Source organism: Paracoccus shandongensis (genome assembly GCF_017315735.1).
Classification (GTDB): Bacteria; Pseudomonadota; Alphaproteobacteria; order Rhodobacterales; family Rhodobacteraceae; genus Paracoccus; species Paracoccus shandongensis.
The window spans coordinates 16,818-33,219 of record NZ_JAFLRK010000025.1 but is presented as its reverse complement, the minus strand read 5'-3'; the positions used below and the strand labels follow the sequence as shown (position 1 = coordinate 33,219).

At 68.4% G+C, this 16,402-nt stretch carries 17 protein-coding genes; 10 read left to right on the top strand and 7 right to left on the bottom strand.

Annotation, left to right across the window (positions count from 1 at the left end):
• Positions 1–129 precede the first annotated feature (129 nt).
• Entirely contained in the window at positions 130–519 is a 390-nt protein-coding gene (locus tag JX613_RS14265; RefSeq protein WP_207102136.1) for a hypothetical protein, read from the top strand.
• On the opposite strand, the gene plsY is transcribed toward JX613_RS14265, so the two are convergent.
• The 7 genes from plsY to ccmI all read right to left on the bottom strand — a co-directional run bounded on the left by plsY (position 516) and on the right by ccmI (position 6,219).
• Positions 516–1,094 carry a glycerol-3-phosphate 1-O-acyltransferase PlsY gene (plsY, locus tag JX613_RS14260; RefSeq protein ID WP_207102135.1) on the bottom strand — a complete coding sequence of 193 codons (579 nt, stop codon included), beginning with the start codon at positions 1,092–1,094 and terminating at the stop codon, positions 516–518. The genes JX613_RS14265 and plsY overlap by 4 nt on opposite strands.
• The gene (gene pyrC, locus JX613_RS14255) at positions 1,091–2,365 is read right to left on the bottom strand and encodes a dihydroorotase (RefSeq protein WP_207102134.1); all 1,275 of its coding nucleotides are present in this window, start codon (positions 2,363–2,365) and stop codon (positions 1,091–1,093) included. The genes plsY and pyrC overlap by 4 nt, the downstream gene beginning before the upstream one ends.
• Positions 2,362–3,312, bottom strand: a complete 951-nt coding sequence (locus JX613_RS14250) for a DUF4268 domain-containing protein (RefSeq protein ID WP_207102133.1) — start codon at positions 3,310–3,312, stop codon at positions 2,362–2,364. The genes pyrC and JX613_RS14250 overlap by 4 nt, the downstream gene beginning before the upstream one ends.
• Before the next feature lie 44 nt (positions 3,313–3,356).
• Positions 3,357–4,319 carry an aspartate carbamoyltransferase catalytic subunit gene (locus JX613_RS14245; RefSeq protein WP_207102132.1) on the bottom strand — a complete coding sequence of 321 codons (963 nt, stop codon included), beginning with the start codon at positions 4,317–4,319 and terminating at the stop codon, positions 3,357–3,359.
• 63 nt (positions 4,320–4,382) lie between these two features.
• Positions 4,383–4,550, bottom strand: coding sequence for a DUF1289 domain-containing protein (locus tag JX613_RS14240; RefSeq protein ID WP_207102131.1), 168 nt, complete (start codon positions 4,548–4,550; stop codon positions 4,383–4,385).
• Positions 4,547–5,017 carry a Holliday junction resolvase RuvX gene (ruvX, locus tag JX613_RS14235; protein WP_207102130.1) on the bottom strand — a complete coding sequence of 157 codons (471 nt, stop codon included), beginning with the start codon at positions 5,015–5,017 and terminating at the stop codon, positions 4,547–4,549. Before ruvX ends, JX613_RS14240 begins: the two co-directional genes overlap by 4 nt.
• On the bottom strand, positions 5,014–6,219 hold the full coding sequence (gene ccmI, locus JX613_RS14230) for a c-type cytochrome biogenesis protein CcmI (protein ID WP_207102129.1): 1,206 nt from the start codon (positions 6,217–6,219) through the stop codon (positions 5,014–5,016). The genes ruvX and ccmI overlap by 4 nt, the downstream gene beginning before the upstream one ends.
• A gap of 151 nt (positions 6,220–6,370) precedes the next feature.
• Between ccmI and JX613_RS14225 the strand changes: the two genes are divergently transcribed.
• The 9 genes from JX613_RS14225 (at position 6,371) to der (ending at position 16,380) form a co-directional block, all read left to right on the top strand.
• Positions 6,371–7,624 carry a sarcosine oxidase subunit beta family protein gene (locus JX613_RS14225; RefSeq protein WP_207102128.1) on the top strand — a complete coding sequence of 418 codons (1,254 nt, stop codon included), beginning with the start codon at positions 6,371–6,373 and terminating at the stop codon, positions 7,622–7,624.
• Between the two features lie 91 nt (positions 7,625–7,715).
• Positions 7,716–7,979 (top strand): hypothetical protein, encoded by a 264-nt coding sequence (locus JX613_RS14220; RefSeq protein WP_207102127.1) that lies wholly within the window; start codon positions 7,716–7,718, stop codon positions 7,977–7,979.
• A gap of 153 nt (positions 7,980–8,132) precedes the next feature.
• Positions 8,133–8,483: a sarcosine oxidase subunit delta gene (locus tag JX613_RS14215; RefSeq protein WP_207102126.1), complete on the top strand. Its 351-nt coding sequence runs from the start codon at positions 8,133–8,135 to the stop codon at positions 8,481–8,483.
• Positions 8,480–11,410 carry a sarcosine oxidase subunit alpha family protein gene (locus JX613_RS14210; RefSeq protein WP_207102125.1) on the top strand — a complete coding sequence of 977 codons (2,931 nt, stop codon included), beginning with the start codon at positions 8,480–8,482 and terminating at the stop codon, positions 11,408–11,410. The genes JX613_RS14215 and JX613_RS14210 overlap by 4 nt, the downstream gene beginning before the upstream one ends.
• The gene (locus tag JX613_RS14205; RefSeq protein ID WP_207102124.1) at positions 11,403–11,921 is read left to right on the top strand and encodes a sarcosine oxidase subunit gamma; all 519 of its coding nucleotides are present in this window, start codon (positions 11,403–11,405) and stop codon (positions 11,919–11,921) included. The genes JX613_RS14210 and JX613_RS14205 overlap by 8 nt, the downstream gene beginning before the upstream one ends.
• A 218-nt stretch (positions 11,922–12,139) precedes the next feature.
• Positions 12,140–12,739: a superoxide dismutase gene (locus JX613_RS14200; RefSeq protein WP_207102123.1), complete on the top strand. Its 600-nt coding sequence runs from the start codon at positions 12,140–12,142 to the stop codon at positions 12,737–12,739.
• 126 nt (positions 12,740–12,865) lie between these two features.
• Positions 12,866–13,534, top strand: coding sequence for a tetratricopeptide repeat protein (locus tag JX613_RS14195; protein WP_207102122.1), 669 nt, complete (start codon positions 12,866–12,868; stop codon positions 13,532–13,534).
• A gap of 39 nt (positions 13,535–13,573) precedes the next feature.
• Positions 13,574–14,899 carry a PQQ-like beta-propeller repeat protein gene (locus JX613_RS14190; RefSeq protein WP_207102121.1) on the top strand — a complete coding sequence of 442 codons (1,326 nt, stop codon included), beginning with the start codon at positions 13,574–13,576 and terminating at the stop codon, positions 14,897–14,899.
• Positions 14,896–16,380 (top strand): ribosome biogenesis GTPase Der, encoded by a 1,485-nt coding sequence (gene der / locus JX613_RS14185; protein ID WP_207102120.1) that lies wholly within the window; start codon positions 14,896–14,898, stop codon positions 16,378–16,380. The genes JX613_RS14190 and der overlap by 4 nt, the downstream gene beginning before the upstream one ends.
• The last annotated feature ends 22 nt before the right edge of the window (positions 16,381–16,402 follow it).

Below are 16,402 nucleotides of genomic sequence, written 5' to 3'. Positions count from 1 at the left end.
GAACGCGTTTTCTTTCCGCAAGGTCAACAAACCGCGCCTGGCACCGGCGCACGACAATATGACCGTCCTTCCCCTTGCACGGACCCCGGGCCGGTGGCAGGGCAGGGGCAAACCGGAAAGGGGCAGGCGATGAAGACGGATGCGATGGTGTGGGTGCAGCGGATCGTGGGCGCGGTCTTTGCGGTGGGCGTCGTGGCCCTGATCGGCGCGATCGTCACCCAGGTCGGCCAGGCCGAGGGGCTGCCGCCCCTGCCGATCTTCGTGGGCCTGCTGGGGATCGTGGCGCTGATCCTGCTGTCGGGCGCCTGCCTGGCGCTGGTCTCCCTGGCGATCTCGGCCCGGCGCGGGGCCGAGGCGCTGCGCCGCATTGCGGGGCAGGGCGTGGCCGCGCCCGCCGCAACCCCGGCCCGCGTCTTCAGCCAGACCCCCTTGCGCGAGGTCGTGGCCGAACCGCAGCCCGAGCCCGCCCCGACCCGTCCCGCACGCCCCGCAGGCCGGATCCTCGTGGCCGAGCGTTAACCCTTTTTCCCGATCCGGGGCTCGGTTCCGTCCAGCAGGCGGGCGATGTTCGGGCGGTGGCGCAGGAAGATCAGCACCGCCATGAACAGGCTGACCGCGATCAGGTCCGTGCGGCCCAAGCCCCAGGCAAAGACCGGCGACAGCGCGGCGGCCAGCAGCGCCGACAGGCTGCTGATGCGGCTGACCAGCGCCGTCAGCAGCCAGACCCCGCAGGCGATCAGGCCCAGCGGCCAGTGCAGCGCGATCAGCGTGCCCAGAAAGGTCGCGACCCCCTTGCCGCCCTTGAAGCCCAGCCAGACCGGGAAGCAATGCCCCAGGAAGGCCGCGCCCCCTGCCAGCACCGCCGCCGTGTCGCCACTGAGGTGCCGCGCGGCCAGCACGGCGATGGCGCCCTTGCCGGAATCCAGCAGCAGCGTCGCCAGCGCGGCACCCTTGTTCCCGGTGCGCAGCACATTGGTCGCGCCGATATTGCCCGACCCGATGGTGCGCAGGTCGCCCAGGTCAAGCGCACGGGCAATGACCAGGCCAAAGGGGATGGAGCCCAGCAGATAGCCGAAGACGGTCCACAGGATCATGGCTTGCCCCCGAAGACGCGGCGGCCCGCGACCCAGGTGCCCAGGACACGGCCCTCCATCCGCGCGCCGTCGAAGGGGGTGTTCTTCGACTTGGACAGCAGGGTAAAGCGGTCCAGCACGAAGGGCGCGTCGGGGTCGAACAGCACCAGGTCGGCAGGCGCGCCCACGGACAGCCGCCCGCCAGGCAGGCCCAGCCGTTTCGCCGGGTTCAGCGACATCGCCCGCCACAGTTGCGGCAGGCTCAGGCCCCCCTGGTGATACAGCCGCATCGCCGCAGGCAGCAGCGTTTGCAACCCGACCGCGCCGGGGGCGGCGGCCTCGAAGGGCAGGCGCTTCGATTCCTCGTCCTGCGGCGTGTGGAAGCTGGCGATCACGTCGATCAGTCCGTCCGCCACCGCCTGGACCATCGCCAGCCGGTCGTCTTCCGACCGCAAGGGGGGCGTGAAGCGGAAAAAGGTCCGGTAATCGCCCACGTCATATTCGTTCAACGTCAGGTGGTGGATCGAGATCCCCGCCGTCACGTCCAGCCCCGCGTCCCGCGCGCGGCGCAGGGCGGGCAGGGCGCGTGCCGTGGTGATCTGGTCCGCGTGCCAGCGGCAGCCGGTCATGGCCACCAGGGCCAGGTCGCGGTCCAGCCCGATCACCTCGGCCATGGGCGACACCGCCGGGATGCCATAGATCGAGGCGAACTTGCCGCTGGTGGCCGCAGCCCCCCTCGACAGGCCCGCATCCTGCGGATGGCCCACGATCAACGCGCCCAGGCCGCGCGCATAGGTCATGCAGCGCGACAAAAGCCGCGTATCCGTCACCTGCCGTACGCCATCGGTAAAGGCCACCGCGCCCGCGTCGGTCAGAAAGCCGATCTCGACCATCTCGCGCCCTTCGCGGGCCTTGGTCAGCGCCGCCATGTGGCGGATGTTCACGGGCGCATCAGCGGCGCGGCGGGTTACGAATTCCAGCGATTCCGGCGTGTCGATGGGCGGCAGGGTGTCGGGACGCGCCACGATGGTGGTCACGCCCCCGGCGGCGGCGGCAAGGCCCGCGCTGCGGAAGGATTCCTTGTGCCGCTCGCCCGGCTCGCCGATCTTGACGCCCCAGTCGATGATCCCGGGCGCGAGCGCGCGGCCGTTGCAGTCGATGACGGTGGCGCCCTCGGGGGCGTCGATGTCGATGCCTTGGATCACGCCGTCGCGGACCAGCAGGCTGCCGGGGGCGTCGGTTTGCGCCTCGGGGTCGATCAGGCGGGCGTTGGTGAACAGGGTCGCGGTCATTGTGCCTCAGGGGATGCAGGATCTTCCACGGTCTTGCCAGGGCGGTCCAGCGACATGACCAGAGGTCGGAATACCTGGTGGAGCAATTGGGCATTTTCCACGATCCAGCGGTGTTGGCGTTCCCAATCCGCCTCGTCGAAGGGATCGATGTCCAACAAAGGGAGAGCAATCCTTGCGTCTTTCTTGTCGGGCATAGGCTGCCAAACAAGCGATTTTCCCAGCTTTGCCTCAATTTCGGTTTGGCGTGCCGCCAGTTGGGCGAAATCGGACTTCGCATGAAGCCCCGAGAGATAAACCTCGATCCGAACAAGCTTCTCTGGGCGACTCATGGCGAAGTTGAAATGCACACCGGTCTTGCCTATGCCATGTGACACCCAAGAACTGGCCTGTGGCGAGACGGGCCGTATGGTGCCATTGGCCTTGCCGATCAGATCCTCGACCGCTTTCCAATAGCGCCACTGGGTTTGCCGGGTTTCACTAAACTCGCCATCGGTAATGGCCTTCTGGGCTGTGGCGACCTGTCTGGCCCAGTCATTCGGCTGACTGATGACGTTGAACTTGGGAGCGATAGGACTTTGACCAATCCGCCACAGTTCAACTTCAAGCGCGAAGATGCGCACATTCTCGGATGTTATCTCGTTCAGCCAGTCACATGCGGCGCGGTGTTCGTCAGCAAAGCGCGCAGCAATCCAGACGATTGTGACCGCGTGCAGACCTGCCGCATAGGTGATGAGTTGGCCCAGATGGCTGTGATCGGTGCGCTCCAACTGGTTCTCGATCAGAACCCAGCTGTCGTCGGCGGTGTTCTTGCACAGAATATCAGCCCGGAAGGGGCCGACGGCTCGCTCCTGCGCTTCAAATTCGAGATCAAGACCCAGGGTGTCAGCCAAGAGCGCAAGGTTTTCTTCGCGTGCAAGCCATGGGGTGAAATGCTGCGCTTCGGTCATCCAACCTTGGCGCAAGTCAACGCGCTCTAATCTTCCAAAATCACTCACACCATCACCCCCGCCGCTGCCCGTCCCCGTTCCGCCCGCAGGTTCCGCGCCAGCAGGTCAAGTGCTGCCATGCGCACGGCCACGCCCATCTCCACCTGGTCCTGGATCACGCTGCGGTTGATGTCGTCGGCGATGGTGCCGTCGATTTCCACGCCCCGGTTCATGGGCCCCGGATGCATGACGATGGCATCGGGGGCCGCGCAGGCCAGCTTTTCGGCGTCCAGGCCGAAGCGGTGGAAGTATTCGCGTTCCGACGGGATGAAGCCGCCGTCCATGCGTTCCTTCTGAAGCCGCAGCATCATCACCACGTCGGCACCCTTCAGCCCCTCGCGCATGTTTTCGAACAGTTCCACGCCCATCTCGCCCGCGCCCGCCGGCATCAGGGTCGAAGGCCCGATCAGGCGCAGGCGGTTTTCCATCTTGCCCAGCAGCAGCAGGTTCGAGCGGGCCACCCGGCTGTTGGCGATGTCGCCGCAGATAGCGATGGTCAGGCGGTGCAGCCGGCCCTTGGCGCGGCGGATCGTCAGCGCGTCCAGCAGCGCCTGCGTGGGGTGTTCGTGCCGCCCGTCGCCCGCGTTGATGACGGCGCAGTTCACCTTTTCGGCCAGCAGGTTGACCGCGCCGCTGTTCGGATGGCGCACCACCAGCAGGTCGGGCTGCATCGCGTTCAGCGTCAGCGCCGTGTCGATCAGCGTCTCGCCCTTCTTCACCGACGAATGGGCCACGGCCATGTTCATCACGTCCGCCCCAAGCCGCTTGCCCGCCAGTTCGAAGCTGGCCTGGGTGCGGGTCGAGTTCTCGAAGAACATGTTGATCTGGGTCATCCCCGCCAGCGCGTCGGCGTGCTTGACCGTGCGGCGGTTCAGGGCGACGTAATCCTCGGCCAGATCCAGAAGGGTGACGATCTCGGGCGGGGACAGGTGGTCGATGCCAAGCAGGTGACGGGCGCGGAAGGTCATGAACGGGCCTCGTGGTCGGGTCGGCCGCTTCTATCGCAGATGGTCCGCCATGCGGCAAGCGGGTCAGCCGAGGCTTGGCTTGCGGGCGGGCAGCTCGGCCATGATCCTTTGCCGGTCTTCAGGCGTCAGCGTGCCCCAGGCGGCGATCTCGTCCAGGGTCCGCCAGCAGCCGGTGCAAAGCCCGGATGCGGGGTCGATCACGCAGATCTTGACGCAGGGGCTTAGGGTCATCCGTGCAGATACCGCAGCCGGTCCAGCGCGCCTTGCAGGATGTATCCCGCCGCCACCTGGTCGATCACCTCGGCCCGGCGCTTGCGGGACGTGTCGGCCTCCAGCAGGGCGCGTTCGGCGGCCACGGTGGACAGGCGTTCGTCCCAGAAGCCGATGGAAAGATCCGTCAGCCGTTCCAGGTTGCGGGCGAAGGCGCGGGTGGATTGGGCGCGCGGGCCCTCGCTGCCGTCCATGTTGCGCGGCAGGCCCAGGACCAGGCCGACCAGCCTGCGATCCTTGGCGATCGCCAGCAGTTCGGCGGCGTCCAACGTGAACTTCTGCCGCCGGATCACGGTGAGGGGGGATGCCACCTGCCGCAGCCCGTCGCTGACCGCGACCCCGATGGTCTTGGTGCCCAGGTCCAGCCCGGCAAGGGCCCCCACCGGGGGCAGGCTGGCCGCGAAATCGGTGATGTCGGCGTGGATCATTCCGCCAGCCCCGCCTGGTCGGCGGCCTGGCGCACGATCTCCAGCGCCTCGGGCTGGCTGGCAAAGCGGGTCTGCGCCTCGGTCAAGATGTCGCGCGCGTGGTCCGTGTTGCCGATCACCACCAGGGACGAAATCAGCCGCGCCCATTCCTCGGGCGTGCCGCCCTGGTCGGCCAGCCGGGCTTCCAGTTGCGACACCATGCCCGCGATCATTTCCTGCCGCTGCTCGGGCGTCATGTCCTGGGCCGCGGCCACCGCATCGGCATCGGGACCGGGCATCGGCGGAGTGTAATCGGGCTGGCCCGCCAGCCAGGCCAGATCCGCGATGGCGGTGCGGATGGGGGCGATCCAGGGGGCGTCTTCGGGGCCTTCCTCCAGCAGGCGGCGCCAGATCGGAAAGGCGCGGTCGGGGCGGTCGTTCTGCAATTGCAGCATCCCCAGCAGATAGCGGGCCTGCGGATGGGCGGGATCCTTGGTCAGGGCGCGGGCCAGGACCGCCTCGGCCTCGGGGGTGATCAACCCGCCCGCCGCCTCGATCATCAGGGCCGCGAGGCGGACCAGATCGCCTGCGCTCGCCTCCTCGCCCTGCAACGCGACCAGGCGGGCTTGCGCATCCCGGGCGGCGGCAAGATTGCCCAGGCGGATCTCGTTCGTGGCCAGCAAGGCCAGGCCCTGCGGGTCGTCGGGGTTCTTCGCCACCGCCTCGCGCAGTTGCGCGATCAGGGCGGCGAAATCGGCCGGCACATCGGGCACCACGGGGGCGGGGGCCCGGGCCTCGGCCTCGGCCTGGCTGGGGCGGTTCTCGTAAACCCGCTGGGCATCGGCGATGCGCCGGGCGATGGGCAGGTCGTCGCGCCCGGGCTGGCCTTCGCGCAGATACAGCGCCGCCGCCCCCGCGAACAGCAGCGCCAGCAGCGCCAGCGCCAGCAGCCCGCGCCCGCCCGTGCCGCCCGTTTCCGCCTGCGCCAGGCGGCGGTCGGCGTCCAGCACCTTGCGCCCGATCTCGGTGCGCAGGCGAAGGGCTTCCTCGGGGGCGATCACGCCGCGTTCCAGGTCGCGCTCGACCTCGCGCAACTGGTCTCGATAAACGCGCAGGTCGAAGGCCGCCGTCGGTTCGGCAGCCATGCGCCCGCCCCGCAGCAGGGGCGCGATGATGGCAAGGCCGACAACGATCGTGGTGGCGGCGCAGATGATCCAGAACATTCCAGCCCTCCGGTTGATCCCGCTTCTAAGGGCATTTGACCGGCGCGGAAAGCGTCAGGCTGTCGCATTTTGCCGTGATCGCGCCGCAAGCCGTCTTGAGCCCGCCGCGCCGTCCCGCCATTCTGCGGCCCGAGTCCACCGGGGGTTCCTGATGCCGTCACGCCGTTATTCCGTCTTTGCCATCGCGCGCGAGGCGCTGCGCCAGCATGGGGGCTGGACCCGCGCCTGGACCAGCCCGGAACCCCGCGACCGTTATCAGGTGGTGATCGTCGGCGCGGGCGGGCACGGGCTGGCGACGGCCTATTACCTGGGCCGGAACTTCGGCATCACCGATGTCGCGGTGATCGAGAAAGGCTGGCTGGGCGGCGGCAACACGGGGCGCAACACCACCATCATCCGGTCGAACTACCTCCAGGATCCCTCGGCGGCGATCTATGACAAGGCGCTGAAGCTGTATGAAACCCTGTCGCAGGATCTGAACTACAACGTGATGTTCAGCCCGCGCGGGTTGATCATGCTGGCCCAGACCGAACACGAGGTCCGGGGCTACAAGCGCACCGTCCACGCCAACACCCTGCAGGGCGTGGCGACCGAATGGATCGAGCCTGCGCGCCTCAAGGAACTGGTGCCGATCATCAACATCGACGGTCCGCGCTATCCGGTGCTGGGCGGGCTTTACCAGGCGCGCGGCGGCACGGCGCGGCACGACGCGGTGGCCTGGGGCTATGCGCGGGCGTGCAGCGACATGGGAATGCACATCATCCAGAACTGCGAGGTCACGGGGATCGAGACCGAGGGCGGCCAGGTCCGCGCCGTCAACACTGCCAAGGGCCGCATCGGCTGCGACAAGCTGGCCCTGGTCGTGGCCGGCCATTCCAGCCAGCTGGCGGACATGGCGGGCTTCCGCCTGCCCATCGAAAGCGTGCCCCTGCAGGCGATGGTCAGCGAACCGATCAAGCCCTGCATGGACGTGGTCGTGATGGCCAACACCGTCCACGGCTACATGAGCCAGTCCGACAAGGGCGAGATGGTGATCGGCGGCGGCACCGACAGCTACAACGCCTTCACGCAGCGCGGATCCTGGCACCATATCGAGGAAACCGTCCGCGCCCTGGTCGAGACCTTTCCGATGATCTCGCGCCTGAAGATGCTGCGGCAATGGGGCGGGATCGTGGACATGACGGGCGACCGCTCGCCCATCCTGTCCACCACGCCGGTGGGCGGTATCTTCGTCAATTGCGGCTGGGGCACCGGCGGCTTCAAGGCGATCCCCGGATCCGGCTGGGCCATGGCGGAACTGGTGGCGCAGGGCCGGCCCGGGCCGCTGGCCGCCGCCTTCGGCATGAACCGTTTCCGCGAGGGGCGCTTCATCGACGAATCCGTGGCGGCGGGTGTGGCACATTAGTCATGGTTGAATGCGCGCGGGATTTTCGGGGAACCCAAGGGGCGCCGGTCTCATTGTCCGGGTACCTCAGGGTGAATGGAAAGGGACGAGAATGGCCGAACCCAACAGCAATCGCATGTATATCATCATCGGGGCCATCGTCGTTGTGGTGGCGCTGCTGTTCTTCTTCATGTCGGGCAGCGACGACGCGGCAACCGACGCCACCGCGACCGGCGACGCGGCCACGACCGCCCCGGCCACCACAGCCGCCGACCCGGCTGTCGATGACGCCATCGAGGTCGAGCCTGCCGCGCCCGGAACCACGCCCGGAACCACGACGGGCACCACGACGGGCACCCCGGCCCCGGCCAACTGACCCGCGCCGCGCCGGCACGGGCTGGCGGGCTTCTTCTTCATCGAAATATCCGCGGGGGTCCGGGGGCAGCCAGCCCCCGGCCTTCGCCACCAAGCCACCCGCAGCCTTGCTCGGGTGGTTTTCGCCGTTCATCCCCCACCTGCCGAGCGCATCATGCTGATCCTGTTCTGCCCCTATTGCGGCGTCAAAGCCGAGGAAACCGAACTTGCCCCCGGAGGCGAGGCGCATCTGAAGCGCATCGGCCCCGACGGCACGGCCGAGGAATTCGAGGCCTATCTGTTCGCGCGCAAGAACCTCAAGGGCGTGCATTTCGAACGCTGGCGCCACGCCTATGGCTGCGGCAAGTGGTTCCTGGCCGCCCGCGACACCCACACCATGCAGGTCTATGGCACCTACAAGGCGCAGACCGCGCACGCGACCGATGACATCGTCGCCAACGCCCGCCAGGCCCGCCCCGAATGGGTGCCCGACTGGCCCCAGGCATCCGAGGCGGTGGCCGGATGAGCCGCACGCCCCCCTTCCGCCTGCCGCGCGGCGGCCGCCTGATCGACCGCGCCTTCCAGCTTGCCTTCCGCTTCGACGGCCGCCACCTGCGCGGCGTGCAGGGCGACACGCTGGCCTCTGCCCTGCTGGCCAACGGCCAGATGCTGATGGGCCGGTCCTTCAAGTATCACCGCCCGCGCGGTCCTCTCGCCTCGGGCGCCGAGGAACCCAACGCCCTTTTCGGCCTGGGCCAGGGCGGCCGGTTCGAGCCGAACCAGCGCGCCAGCACCACCGCGCTTGTAGCGGGCATGGTGCTGCGCAGCCAGAACTGCTGGCCCTCGCTGGACGCGGACGTGGGCGCGATCAACACCTGGCTGTCGCCGCTGCTGCCGGCGGGCTTCTATTACAAGACCTTCATCCACCCGCGCCCCTTCTGGAAGCACCTGTTCGAGCCGATCATCCGCCGCAGCGCGGGCCTTGGCCGCGCGCCCACCGATCCCGATCCCGACCGCTATGAACAGGCTTACGGCTTTGCGGATGTGGTGGTCGTGGGCGGCGGCATCGCCGGGCTGACGGCGGCGCGCGACGCCGCCGATCGGGGCGGGCGCGTGATCGTGCTGGAACAGAACCCCCACTGGGGCGGGCGCACGCCCACCGACCACGACGGCGGCCAAGCCGCCATCGACGCGCTGCTGGCCGACCTGCGCGCGCGCGCCAACGTGACCCTGCGCCGCAACTGCATGGCGACGGGGCTTTACGACCACGGCTATCTGCTGGCGCGCGAATCCCTGGCCGATCACGACCCGAACCAGGGCATCCCCCGCCAGCGGCTGTGGCGGATCCGCGCGGGCCATGTGATCACGGCCACCGGCGCGCTGGAACGCCCGCTATCCTTCGCCTGCAACGACGTGCCGGGGGTCATGCTGGCCTCCGCCGTGCGCGATTTCATCACCGATTACGGCGTGGCGCCGGGCAGGCGGATCGCGGTCGTCACCAACAACGACGACGCCTATCGCACCGCGCTGACCGCCCAAGGCGCGGGGCTGGAGGTCGTGGCCGTGATCGACGCCCGCCCGCAGGCAACCGGCGACCTGCCGCAGGCGGTGCGCGCGGCGGGCATCCCGGTCCTGACCGGCACCGCCATCGCCAAGGTCAAGGGCGGCACCCATGTCGAGGGCGTGGCGCTCTGCGACCAGGCGGGCACGGGCCGCGTCACCGGCACGCTCGATTGCGACGTGGTGGCCATGTCGGGCGGCTGGTCTCCGGTGGTCCACCTGTACAGCCATTGCGGGGGCAGGATCACCTGGGACGAAGCGCAGGCGATGTTCCGCCCCGACCCCGCGCGCCCGCCGCTGGGCGCGGACGGCAAGCCCATGGTCACGCCTCTCGGTGCCGCCAATGGCGACCTGCGCTGCGCGGGCGGCCTGGAACGGACCGAGGCGCCCACGGTGCCCGTCTGGGTCATGCCGTCCGGGGCGCCCTACAGGCTGCGCGCCAAGATGTGGCTGGATTTCCAGAACGACGTGAAGGTCAGCGACGTCGAATTGGCCGCGCGCGAGGGCTATGCCTCCGTGGAACATGCCAAGCGATACACCACGCTGGGCATGGCGACCGACCAGGGCAAGACCAGCAACATCAACGGCTTGGCTGTGCTGTCGAACGCGCTGGACCAGCCGCTGGAAGCCACCGGCACCACCACCTTCCGCCCGCCCTACACGCCCTTGACCCTGGGCACCATCGCGGCCGAGGCGCGGGGCGAGGCCTTCCAGCCCCTGCGCAAGACGCCGATCCACGACTGGCACGCCAGCCACGGCGCATCGTTCGAGCCCGTGGGCCACTGGCGCCGCCCCTACAGCTATCCCCGCTCGGGCGAGGACCGTCACGCGGCGGTCAACCGCGAGATCCTGGCGGTGCGCCATGGCGTGGGCACGCTGGACGCCTCGACCCTGGGCAAGATCGTTGTCAAGGGAGCGGATGCCGGGCGGTTCCTGGACATGATGTACACCAACATGATGTCCACGCTGCCGGTCGGCAAATGCCGCTATGGCCTGATGTGCAACGAAAACGGCTTCCTGATGGATGACGGGGTCGTGGCGCGGCTGTCGGGCGACACCTGGCTGTGCCACACCACCACCGGCGGGGCGGACCGCATCCATGCCCACATGGAGGACTGGCTGCAATGCGAATGGTGGGACTGGCAGGTCTGGACCGCCAGCCTGACCGAACAATATGCCCAGATCGCCGTGGCCGGACCCAAGGCGCGCGAATTGCTGCAACGCCTGCCCGGCACCATCGACCTGAACCAGGAGACCTTGCCCTTCATGCAGTGGGCGACGGGCGAACTGGCTGGCATCCCCGCGCGCATTTATCGCATCAGCTTCTCGGGCGAACTCAGCTATGAGATCGCCGTCCCCGCCAACCGGGGGCTGGAACTGTGGGAAACGCTGCACGACACGGGCCGCGACCTGGGCATCACCCCCTACGGGACCGAGGCCATGCACGTCATGCGCGCCGAAAAGGGCTTCATCATGATCGGGGACGAAACCGACGGCACGGTGATCCCGCAGGATCTGGGGCTGCATTGGGCCATCTCGAAGAAGAAGCCCGACTATATCGGCAAACGCGCGCAGGCCCGCAGCTTCATGAAGGACGGCAGCCGCTGGCAACTGGTGGGGCTGGAAAGCCTGGATGGCCGCGTGCTGCCCGACGGCGCTTATGCGGTCGAACCGGGGGTGAATGCCAACGGCCAGCGCCGGACGCAGGGCCGCGTCACCTCCTCCTATCACTCGCCCACGCTGAACCGGCCGATCGCCATGGGGCTGGTGCGCCACGGCCCGGCGCGGATGGGGCAGGTGCTGGACTTTCCCCTGCCCGGAGGCGGGATGATGCAGGCGCGGATCGTCGATCCGGTCTTCTACGACAAGGAAGGAACCCGTCTGAATGGCTGAGGCGCTTGCAACCATCACCCGCATCACCGGCCTGGGCATGATCGCGATCCGCGCCGACCTGGACCGCGCGGGCGACGCCATCGCCGAGGCATCGGGCCTCGCCATTCCCGCCATGACCCGCATCGTGACGGACGGCAGCCGCAGCTTGGGCTGGATGTCCCCGGACGAGCTGCTGCTGGTCCTGCCGGTTGCGGAACGCGCCGACGCCCTGACCACGCTGACCGATGCGCTGGCGGGCGAACATGCCCTGGTCGTGGACGTCTCGGACGCCCGCGCGGTCTTTGACGTGACTGGCCCCCATGCAGGCGACGTGATCGCCAAGCTGATGCCCGTCGATCTGGACGCGCTGCCCCCTGATGGCTTGCGCCGAAGCCGCGCGGCCCAGACGGCGGCGGCCTTGTGGCGCATCCCCGGCGGCTTCCGGCTGATCGGCTTCCGTTCGACCGCGGACTACCTGCGTCTGATCCTGGAAAACGCGGCCATTCCCGGAAGCCAGTTGGCGCCGCGCTGATCTTTGCATTGGACCACAAATATCCCATGGGCTTCGAAGCGCCCGGAAAAAGGTCCATTGGACCTTTTTCAGCGAAGAAGGGGCCGGCAGGCCCCAGGGGGGTGTGAAACCCCCGGCCTTTGCCCCGGCAGGAACCCGCCCCGGACCCCTTGCGTTTGCCCCGCGAATGCGGGACCGTGCGCCCGACCAAGGCTCAACCCCTTCTGAAAGGACAGAAAATGGCTTTCACGCTTCCCGATCTTCCCTATGCGCATGACGCACTGGCCGAAGGCGGCATGTCCAGGGAAACGCTGGAATACCACCACGACAAGCACCACAAGGCCTATGTGGACAAGCTGAACGAGCTTGTCGCGGGTACCGAATGGGACGGCAAGCCGCTGGAGGAGATCGTCAAGGGCACCTACCAGAAGGGCGCGGTCGCCCAGAACGGCATCTTCAACAACGCCAGTCAGCACTGGAACCACGCCCAGTTCTGGGAAATGATGACGCCGAAGCCCGGCGCCATGCCGTCGGAACTGGAAAAGGCGATCACCGAATCCTTCGGCTCGGTCGAGGACTTCAAGAAGAAGTTCACCGAAGGCGGCGTGGGCCAGTTCGGCTCGGGTTGGGTCTGGCTGGTCAAGAACGCCCAGGGCGGGCTGGAGGTCACCAAGACCGAGAACGGCGTGAACCCGCTCTGCCACGGGCAGACCGCGCTTCTGGGCTGCGACGTGTGGGAACACAGCTATTACATCGACTTCCGCAACGCGCGTCCGAAATACCTGGAAAACTTCCTCAACAACCTGGTGAACTGGGAAAACGTCGCCTCGCGCATGTGATTTCCGCAACATCGCCATGGGGGCCCGGCCGCAGCGCCGGGCCTTTGCACATCCTTGGCATCGGCATTGGCTTTCCCCGCCGCGCCGGTATAAGACAGGGCGCAAGAAAATCTGCGGAAGGCGGGCATGGCCAATCAGAACGACAACTTCATCGACGAGGTCTTCGACGACCTGCGCCGCGAACGCCTGTTCCGGCTGTTCCGCCGGTGGGGATGGGTCGCGGGCCTTGTGATCCTGGGCATCGTCGGGGGCGTGATCTGGCGCGAATACAGCCAGTCGCGGGCCGATGCGCAGGCGCGGGCCTGGGGCGACGCGATCCTGGCGGCGGAAGGGTCAGGCGATCCGGCGGCGATCATGCAGGTCGATCCGCAGGGCGCGGACAGCCGCCGGGTGCTGGCCGCGCTGCTGGCGGCAGGCGCCTGGTCCGAAAAGGACGGCATTGACGCCGCGGCCGAGGCCCTGCGCAATGTCGCGGGCGACCAGGCGGCGGGCACGGTGCTGCACGACCTGGCGGAACTGAAGCTGGTCATGCTGGGGGGCGAAGCCATGGACCCCGCGCAGCGCGACGAGATCCTGTCGCGCCTGTCGCGCACCGGCGCGCCCTTTGAACTGCTGGCGCTGGAACAGAAGGCCATCGCCCTGATCGGCGCGGGCCGGCCTGACGATGCCGTCACCCTGATCCGCCAGATCCAGCAAAAGGACGGCCTGACCGAAGCCTTGCGCCTGCGCCTGTCCGAGATGATGATCGCCCTGGGCCATGAGCCGGAACCGTCCGACAATATGCCCGCGGGCTGACGCGCGGGCCAATGAACGAACACGAGGGAGAGGCGAGGAATGACCGCCACGCTGCGACTGACCCTGGCCCTGGCGGCCACGCTTGGCATGACGGCCTGCGGTGAACGGGAAACGATCCTGCCCGGGCAGCGGCTTGATCCCTTGGCCGTGACCTCGCCCGACGGCCCCGCCATCGAAGGCCCGGCGCCTGTCACCTCGACCGCGCTGCGGCTGGCCGCGCCCGTGACGAACGCCGAATGGACGCACCGGGCGGGCAATGCCGCGCACCAGCCGGGCCACCTGGCCCTGGGCGCGGGGACCGGCCGCATCTGGACCGCCGATATCGGCCAGGGCAGCGACAAGCGCCACCGCATCAGCGCCGATCCGGTGGTGGGCGGGGGGCTGGTCTTCACCCTGGACAGCCGCACCCGCGTCACCGCGACCACCACCGGCGGGGCGACCGCCTGGACGACCGACATCGCCCCCGCCCTGGAAACGCGCGACAGCGTGTCGGGCGGCGGCCTCGCCTATGAGGCGGGCCGGGTCTATGCCACCGGCGGCTTTGGCGAGCTGGTCGCGATGGATGCCGCATCGGGCCGCATCTTGTGGCGCCAGCGGGTCGATGCGCCCATCGGCGGCGGACCGGCGGTGCAGAACGGCGTGGTTTATGTGCTGGGCCGCAACGACATCGGCTGGGCGGTGCGCGCATCCGACGGCAAGGTGCTGTGGCAGACATCCGGCACGCCCTCGACGGCGGGGGTGATGGGGGTCTCGGTCCCGGCGGTGCAGGGCGATACGGTGATCTTCCCCTTCGCCTCGGGCCAGATGCTGGCCGCCGACCGGGACACCGGCGCGACCTTGTGGACCGCGCAGATCGGCGGGATGCGCACCGGCCGCGCCATCGCCAACATCCGCGACGTGACCGGCGATCCGGTGATAGCGGGCAACAGGGTCTATGGCGGCACCTCCTCGGGGCGCATCAACGCGGTCGAGCTGGACAGCGGGATCGAGGCCTGGTCGGCGCGCGACGGGGCCAACAGCCCGGTCGTCGTGGCGGGCGGGTCGGTCTTTGCCGTCAATGACCAGGCCGAACTGATCCGCCTGGACGCCGCGACGGGCGGGGTGATCTGGCGCGTCCCCATGCCCTATTACACCACGCAGAAGATCAAGAAGCAGGACCGCATCCATGCCCATTTCGGCCCGGTGCTGGCGGGGGGGCGGCTGTTCGTCGTGTCCTCGGATGGGGTGATGCGGGTGTTTGATCCGAATTCGGGCGCCCTGGTCGGCCAGGCGCAAATCCCCGGCGGTGCCGCCGCCGCCCCCGCCATTGCCGGCCAGACGATCTATGTCGTCTCGCGCAGCGGCCAACTGCACGCGTTCCGATGACCTTCACACTTGCCATCGTCGGTCGGCCCAATGTCGGCAAATCGACCCTGTTCAACCGCCTTGTGGGCAAGAAGCTGGCCCTGGTCGACGACCAGCCGGGCGTCACCCGCGACCTGCGCGAAGGCGCGGCCCGCCTGGGCGATCTGCGCTTTGTCGTGATCGACAGCGCGGGCCTGGAAATGGCCGACGACGACAGCCTGCAAGGCCGGATGCGCCGCCTGACCGAGCGCGCGGTGGACGAGGCCGACATCTGCCTGTTCGTGATCGACGCCCGCGTGGGCGTCACGGCGGCGGACGAATATTTCGCCGACATCCTGCGCAAGCGCGCGAAGCACGTCATCGTCGCCGCCAACAAGGCCGAGGGCCGGGCGGGCGAATCCGGCGCGATGGAGGCCTGGGGCCTTGGCCTGGGCGAACCCTTGCGCATCAGCGCCGAACATGGCGAGGGGATGGACGACCTGTATCGCGCCCTGGTCCCCCTGGCCGACCGGATCGAGGCCGAGCGCCCTACGCCCATCGCCGCCGAGACCGACATCGACATCTCGGACGAGGACGCCGAGACCGGCGAGGGGGCCGAGGATTGGCGCCCCTCCGCCGCGCGCCCGCTGCAACTGGCGGTGATCGGGCGGCCCAATGCGGGCAAGTCCACCCTGATCAACAAGATCATCGGCGAAGACCGCCTGCTGACGGGCCCCGAGGCCGGGATCACCCGCGATTCGATCAGCGTGGCGACCACCTTCATGGGCACGCCCATGCGGATCTTCGACACGGCAGGGATGCGCAAGCGGGCCAAGGTCACGGACAAGGTGGAAAAACTGTCCGTGGCCGACGGGTTGCGCGCCGTCCGCTTTGCCGAGGTGGTGGTGGTCCTGCTGGACGTGGCCATCCCGTTTGAACAACAGGATCTGCGCATCGCCGATTTCGCGGAAACCGAGGGGCGCGCGGTCGTGATCGCCGCGAACAAATGGGATCTGGAAGACGACAAGCCCCAGAAGCTGAACGAGTTGCGCGCGAACTTTGAAAAGCTGCTGCCGCAGCTGAAGGGCGCGCCCTTGGTCACGGTGTCCGCCCGCACCGGCAAGGGGCTGGACCGGCTGCACGCCGCGATCCTCAAGGCGCACGAGGTCTGGAACCGCCGCATTTCCACCGCGCGGCTGAACCAGTGGCTGGGCGCGATGACCGAAAGCCATCCGCCCCCCGCGCCGGGCGGACGCCGGATCCGGCTGCGCTACATGACGCAGGTGAAGACCCGGCCCCCCGCCTTCATCGTCAAGGCCACGCATACCGACAAGCTGCCCGACAGCTATCAGCGGTATCTGGTGAACGGGCTGCGGGCCGATTTCGACATGCCCGGCACGCCCATCCGGCTGTTCTTCCGCGACCAGGGGGGCGACAACCCCTTCAAGGAAAAGGCCAAGAAGATCAACCAGTCGGGCGCGCTGTCCAAGCACAGGAACCGGCAGAAGCCGAAGGAAGCGTAAGGCCGGGATCCCCTGCAGGGTG

What these genes read in the sequence shown, in the direction of transcription:
- JX613_RS14210 (WP_207102125.1), top strand. Translation starts at nt 8,480, where the DNA reads ATGAGCCGCACGCCCCCCTTCCGCCTGCCGCGCGGCGGCCGCCTGATC.
- JX613_RS14215 (WP_207102126.1), top strand. Translation starts at nt 8,133, where the DNA reads ATGCTGATCCTGTTCTGCCCCTATTGCGGCGTCAAAGCCGAGGAAACC.
- JX613_RS14220 (WP_207102127.1), top strand. Translation starts at nt 7,716, where the DNA reads ATGGCCGAACCCAACAGCAATCGCATGTATATCATCATCGGGGCCATC.
- JX613_RS14265 (WP_207102136.1), top strand. Translation starts at nt 130, where the DNA reads ATGAAGACGGATGCGATGGTGTGGGTGCAGCGGATCGTGGGCGCGGTC.
- JX613_RS14250 (WP_207102133.1), bottom strand. Translation starts at nt 3,312, where the DNA reads ATGACCGAAGCGCAGCATTTCACCCCATGGCTTGCACGCGAAGAAAAC.
- ruvX (WP_207102130.1), bottom strand. Translation starts at nt 5,017, where the DNA reads ATGATCCACGCCGACATCACCGATTTCGCGGCCAGCCTGCCCCCGGTG.
- ccmI (WP_207102129.1), bottom strand. Translation starts at nt 6,219, where the DNA reads ATGTTCTGGATCATCTGCGCCGCCACCACGATCGTTGTCGGCCTTGCC.
- pyrC (WP_207102134.1), bottom strand. Translation starts at nt 2,365, where the DNA reads ATGACCGCGACCCTGTTCACCAACGCCCGCCTGATCGACCCCGAGGCG.
- JX613_RS14200 (WP_207102123.1), top strand. Translation starts at nt 12,140, where the DNA reads ATGGCTTTCACGCTTCCCGATCTTCCCTATGCGCATGACGCACTGGCC.
- der (WP_207102120.1), top strand. Translation starts at nt 14,896, where the DNA reads ATGACCTTCACACTTGCCATCGTCGGTCGGCCCAATGTCGGCAAATCG.
- JX613_RS14195 (WP_207102122.1), top strand. Translation starts at nt 12,866, where the DNA reads ATGGCCAATCAGAACGACAACTTCATCGACGAGGTCTTCGACGACCTG.
- JX613_RS14190 (WP_207102121.1), top strand. Translation starts at nt 13,574, where the DNA reads ATGACCGCCACGCTGCGACTGACCCTGGCCCTGGCGGCCACGCTTGGC.
- plsY (WP_207102135.1), bottom strand. Translation starts at nt 1,094, where the DNA reads ATGATCCTGTGGACCGTCTTCGGCTATCTGCTGGGCTCCATCCCCTTT.
- JX613_RS14240 (WP_207102131.1), bottom strand. Translation starts at nt 4,550, where the DNA reads ATGACCCTAAGCCCCTGCGTCAAGATCTGCGTGATCGACCCCGCATCC.
- JX613_RS14245 (WP_207102132.1), bottom strand. Translation starts at nt 4,319, where the DNA reads ATGACCTTCCGCGCCCGTCACCTGCTTGGCATCGACCACCTGTCCCCG.
- JX613_RS14205 (WP_207102124.1), top strand. Translation starts at nt 11,403, where the DNA reads ATGGCTGAGGCGCTTGCAACCATCACCCGCATCACCGGCCTGGGCATG.
- JX613_RS14225 (WP_207102128.1), top strand. Translation starts at nt 6,371, where the DNA reads ATGCCGTCACGCCGTTATTCCGTCTTTGCCATCGCGCGCGAGGCGCTG.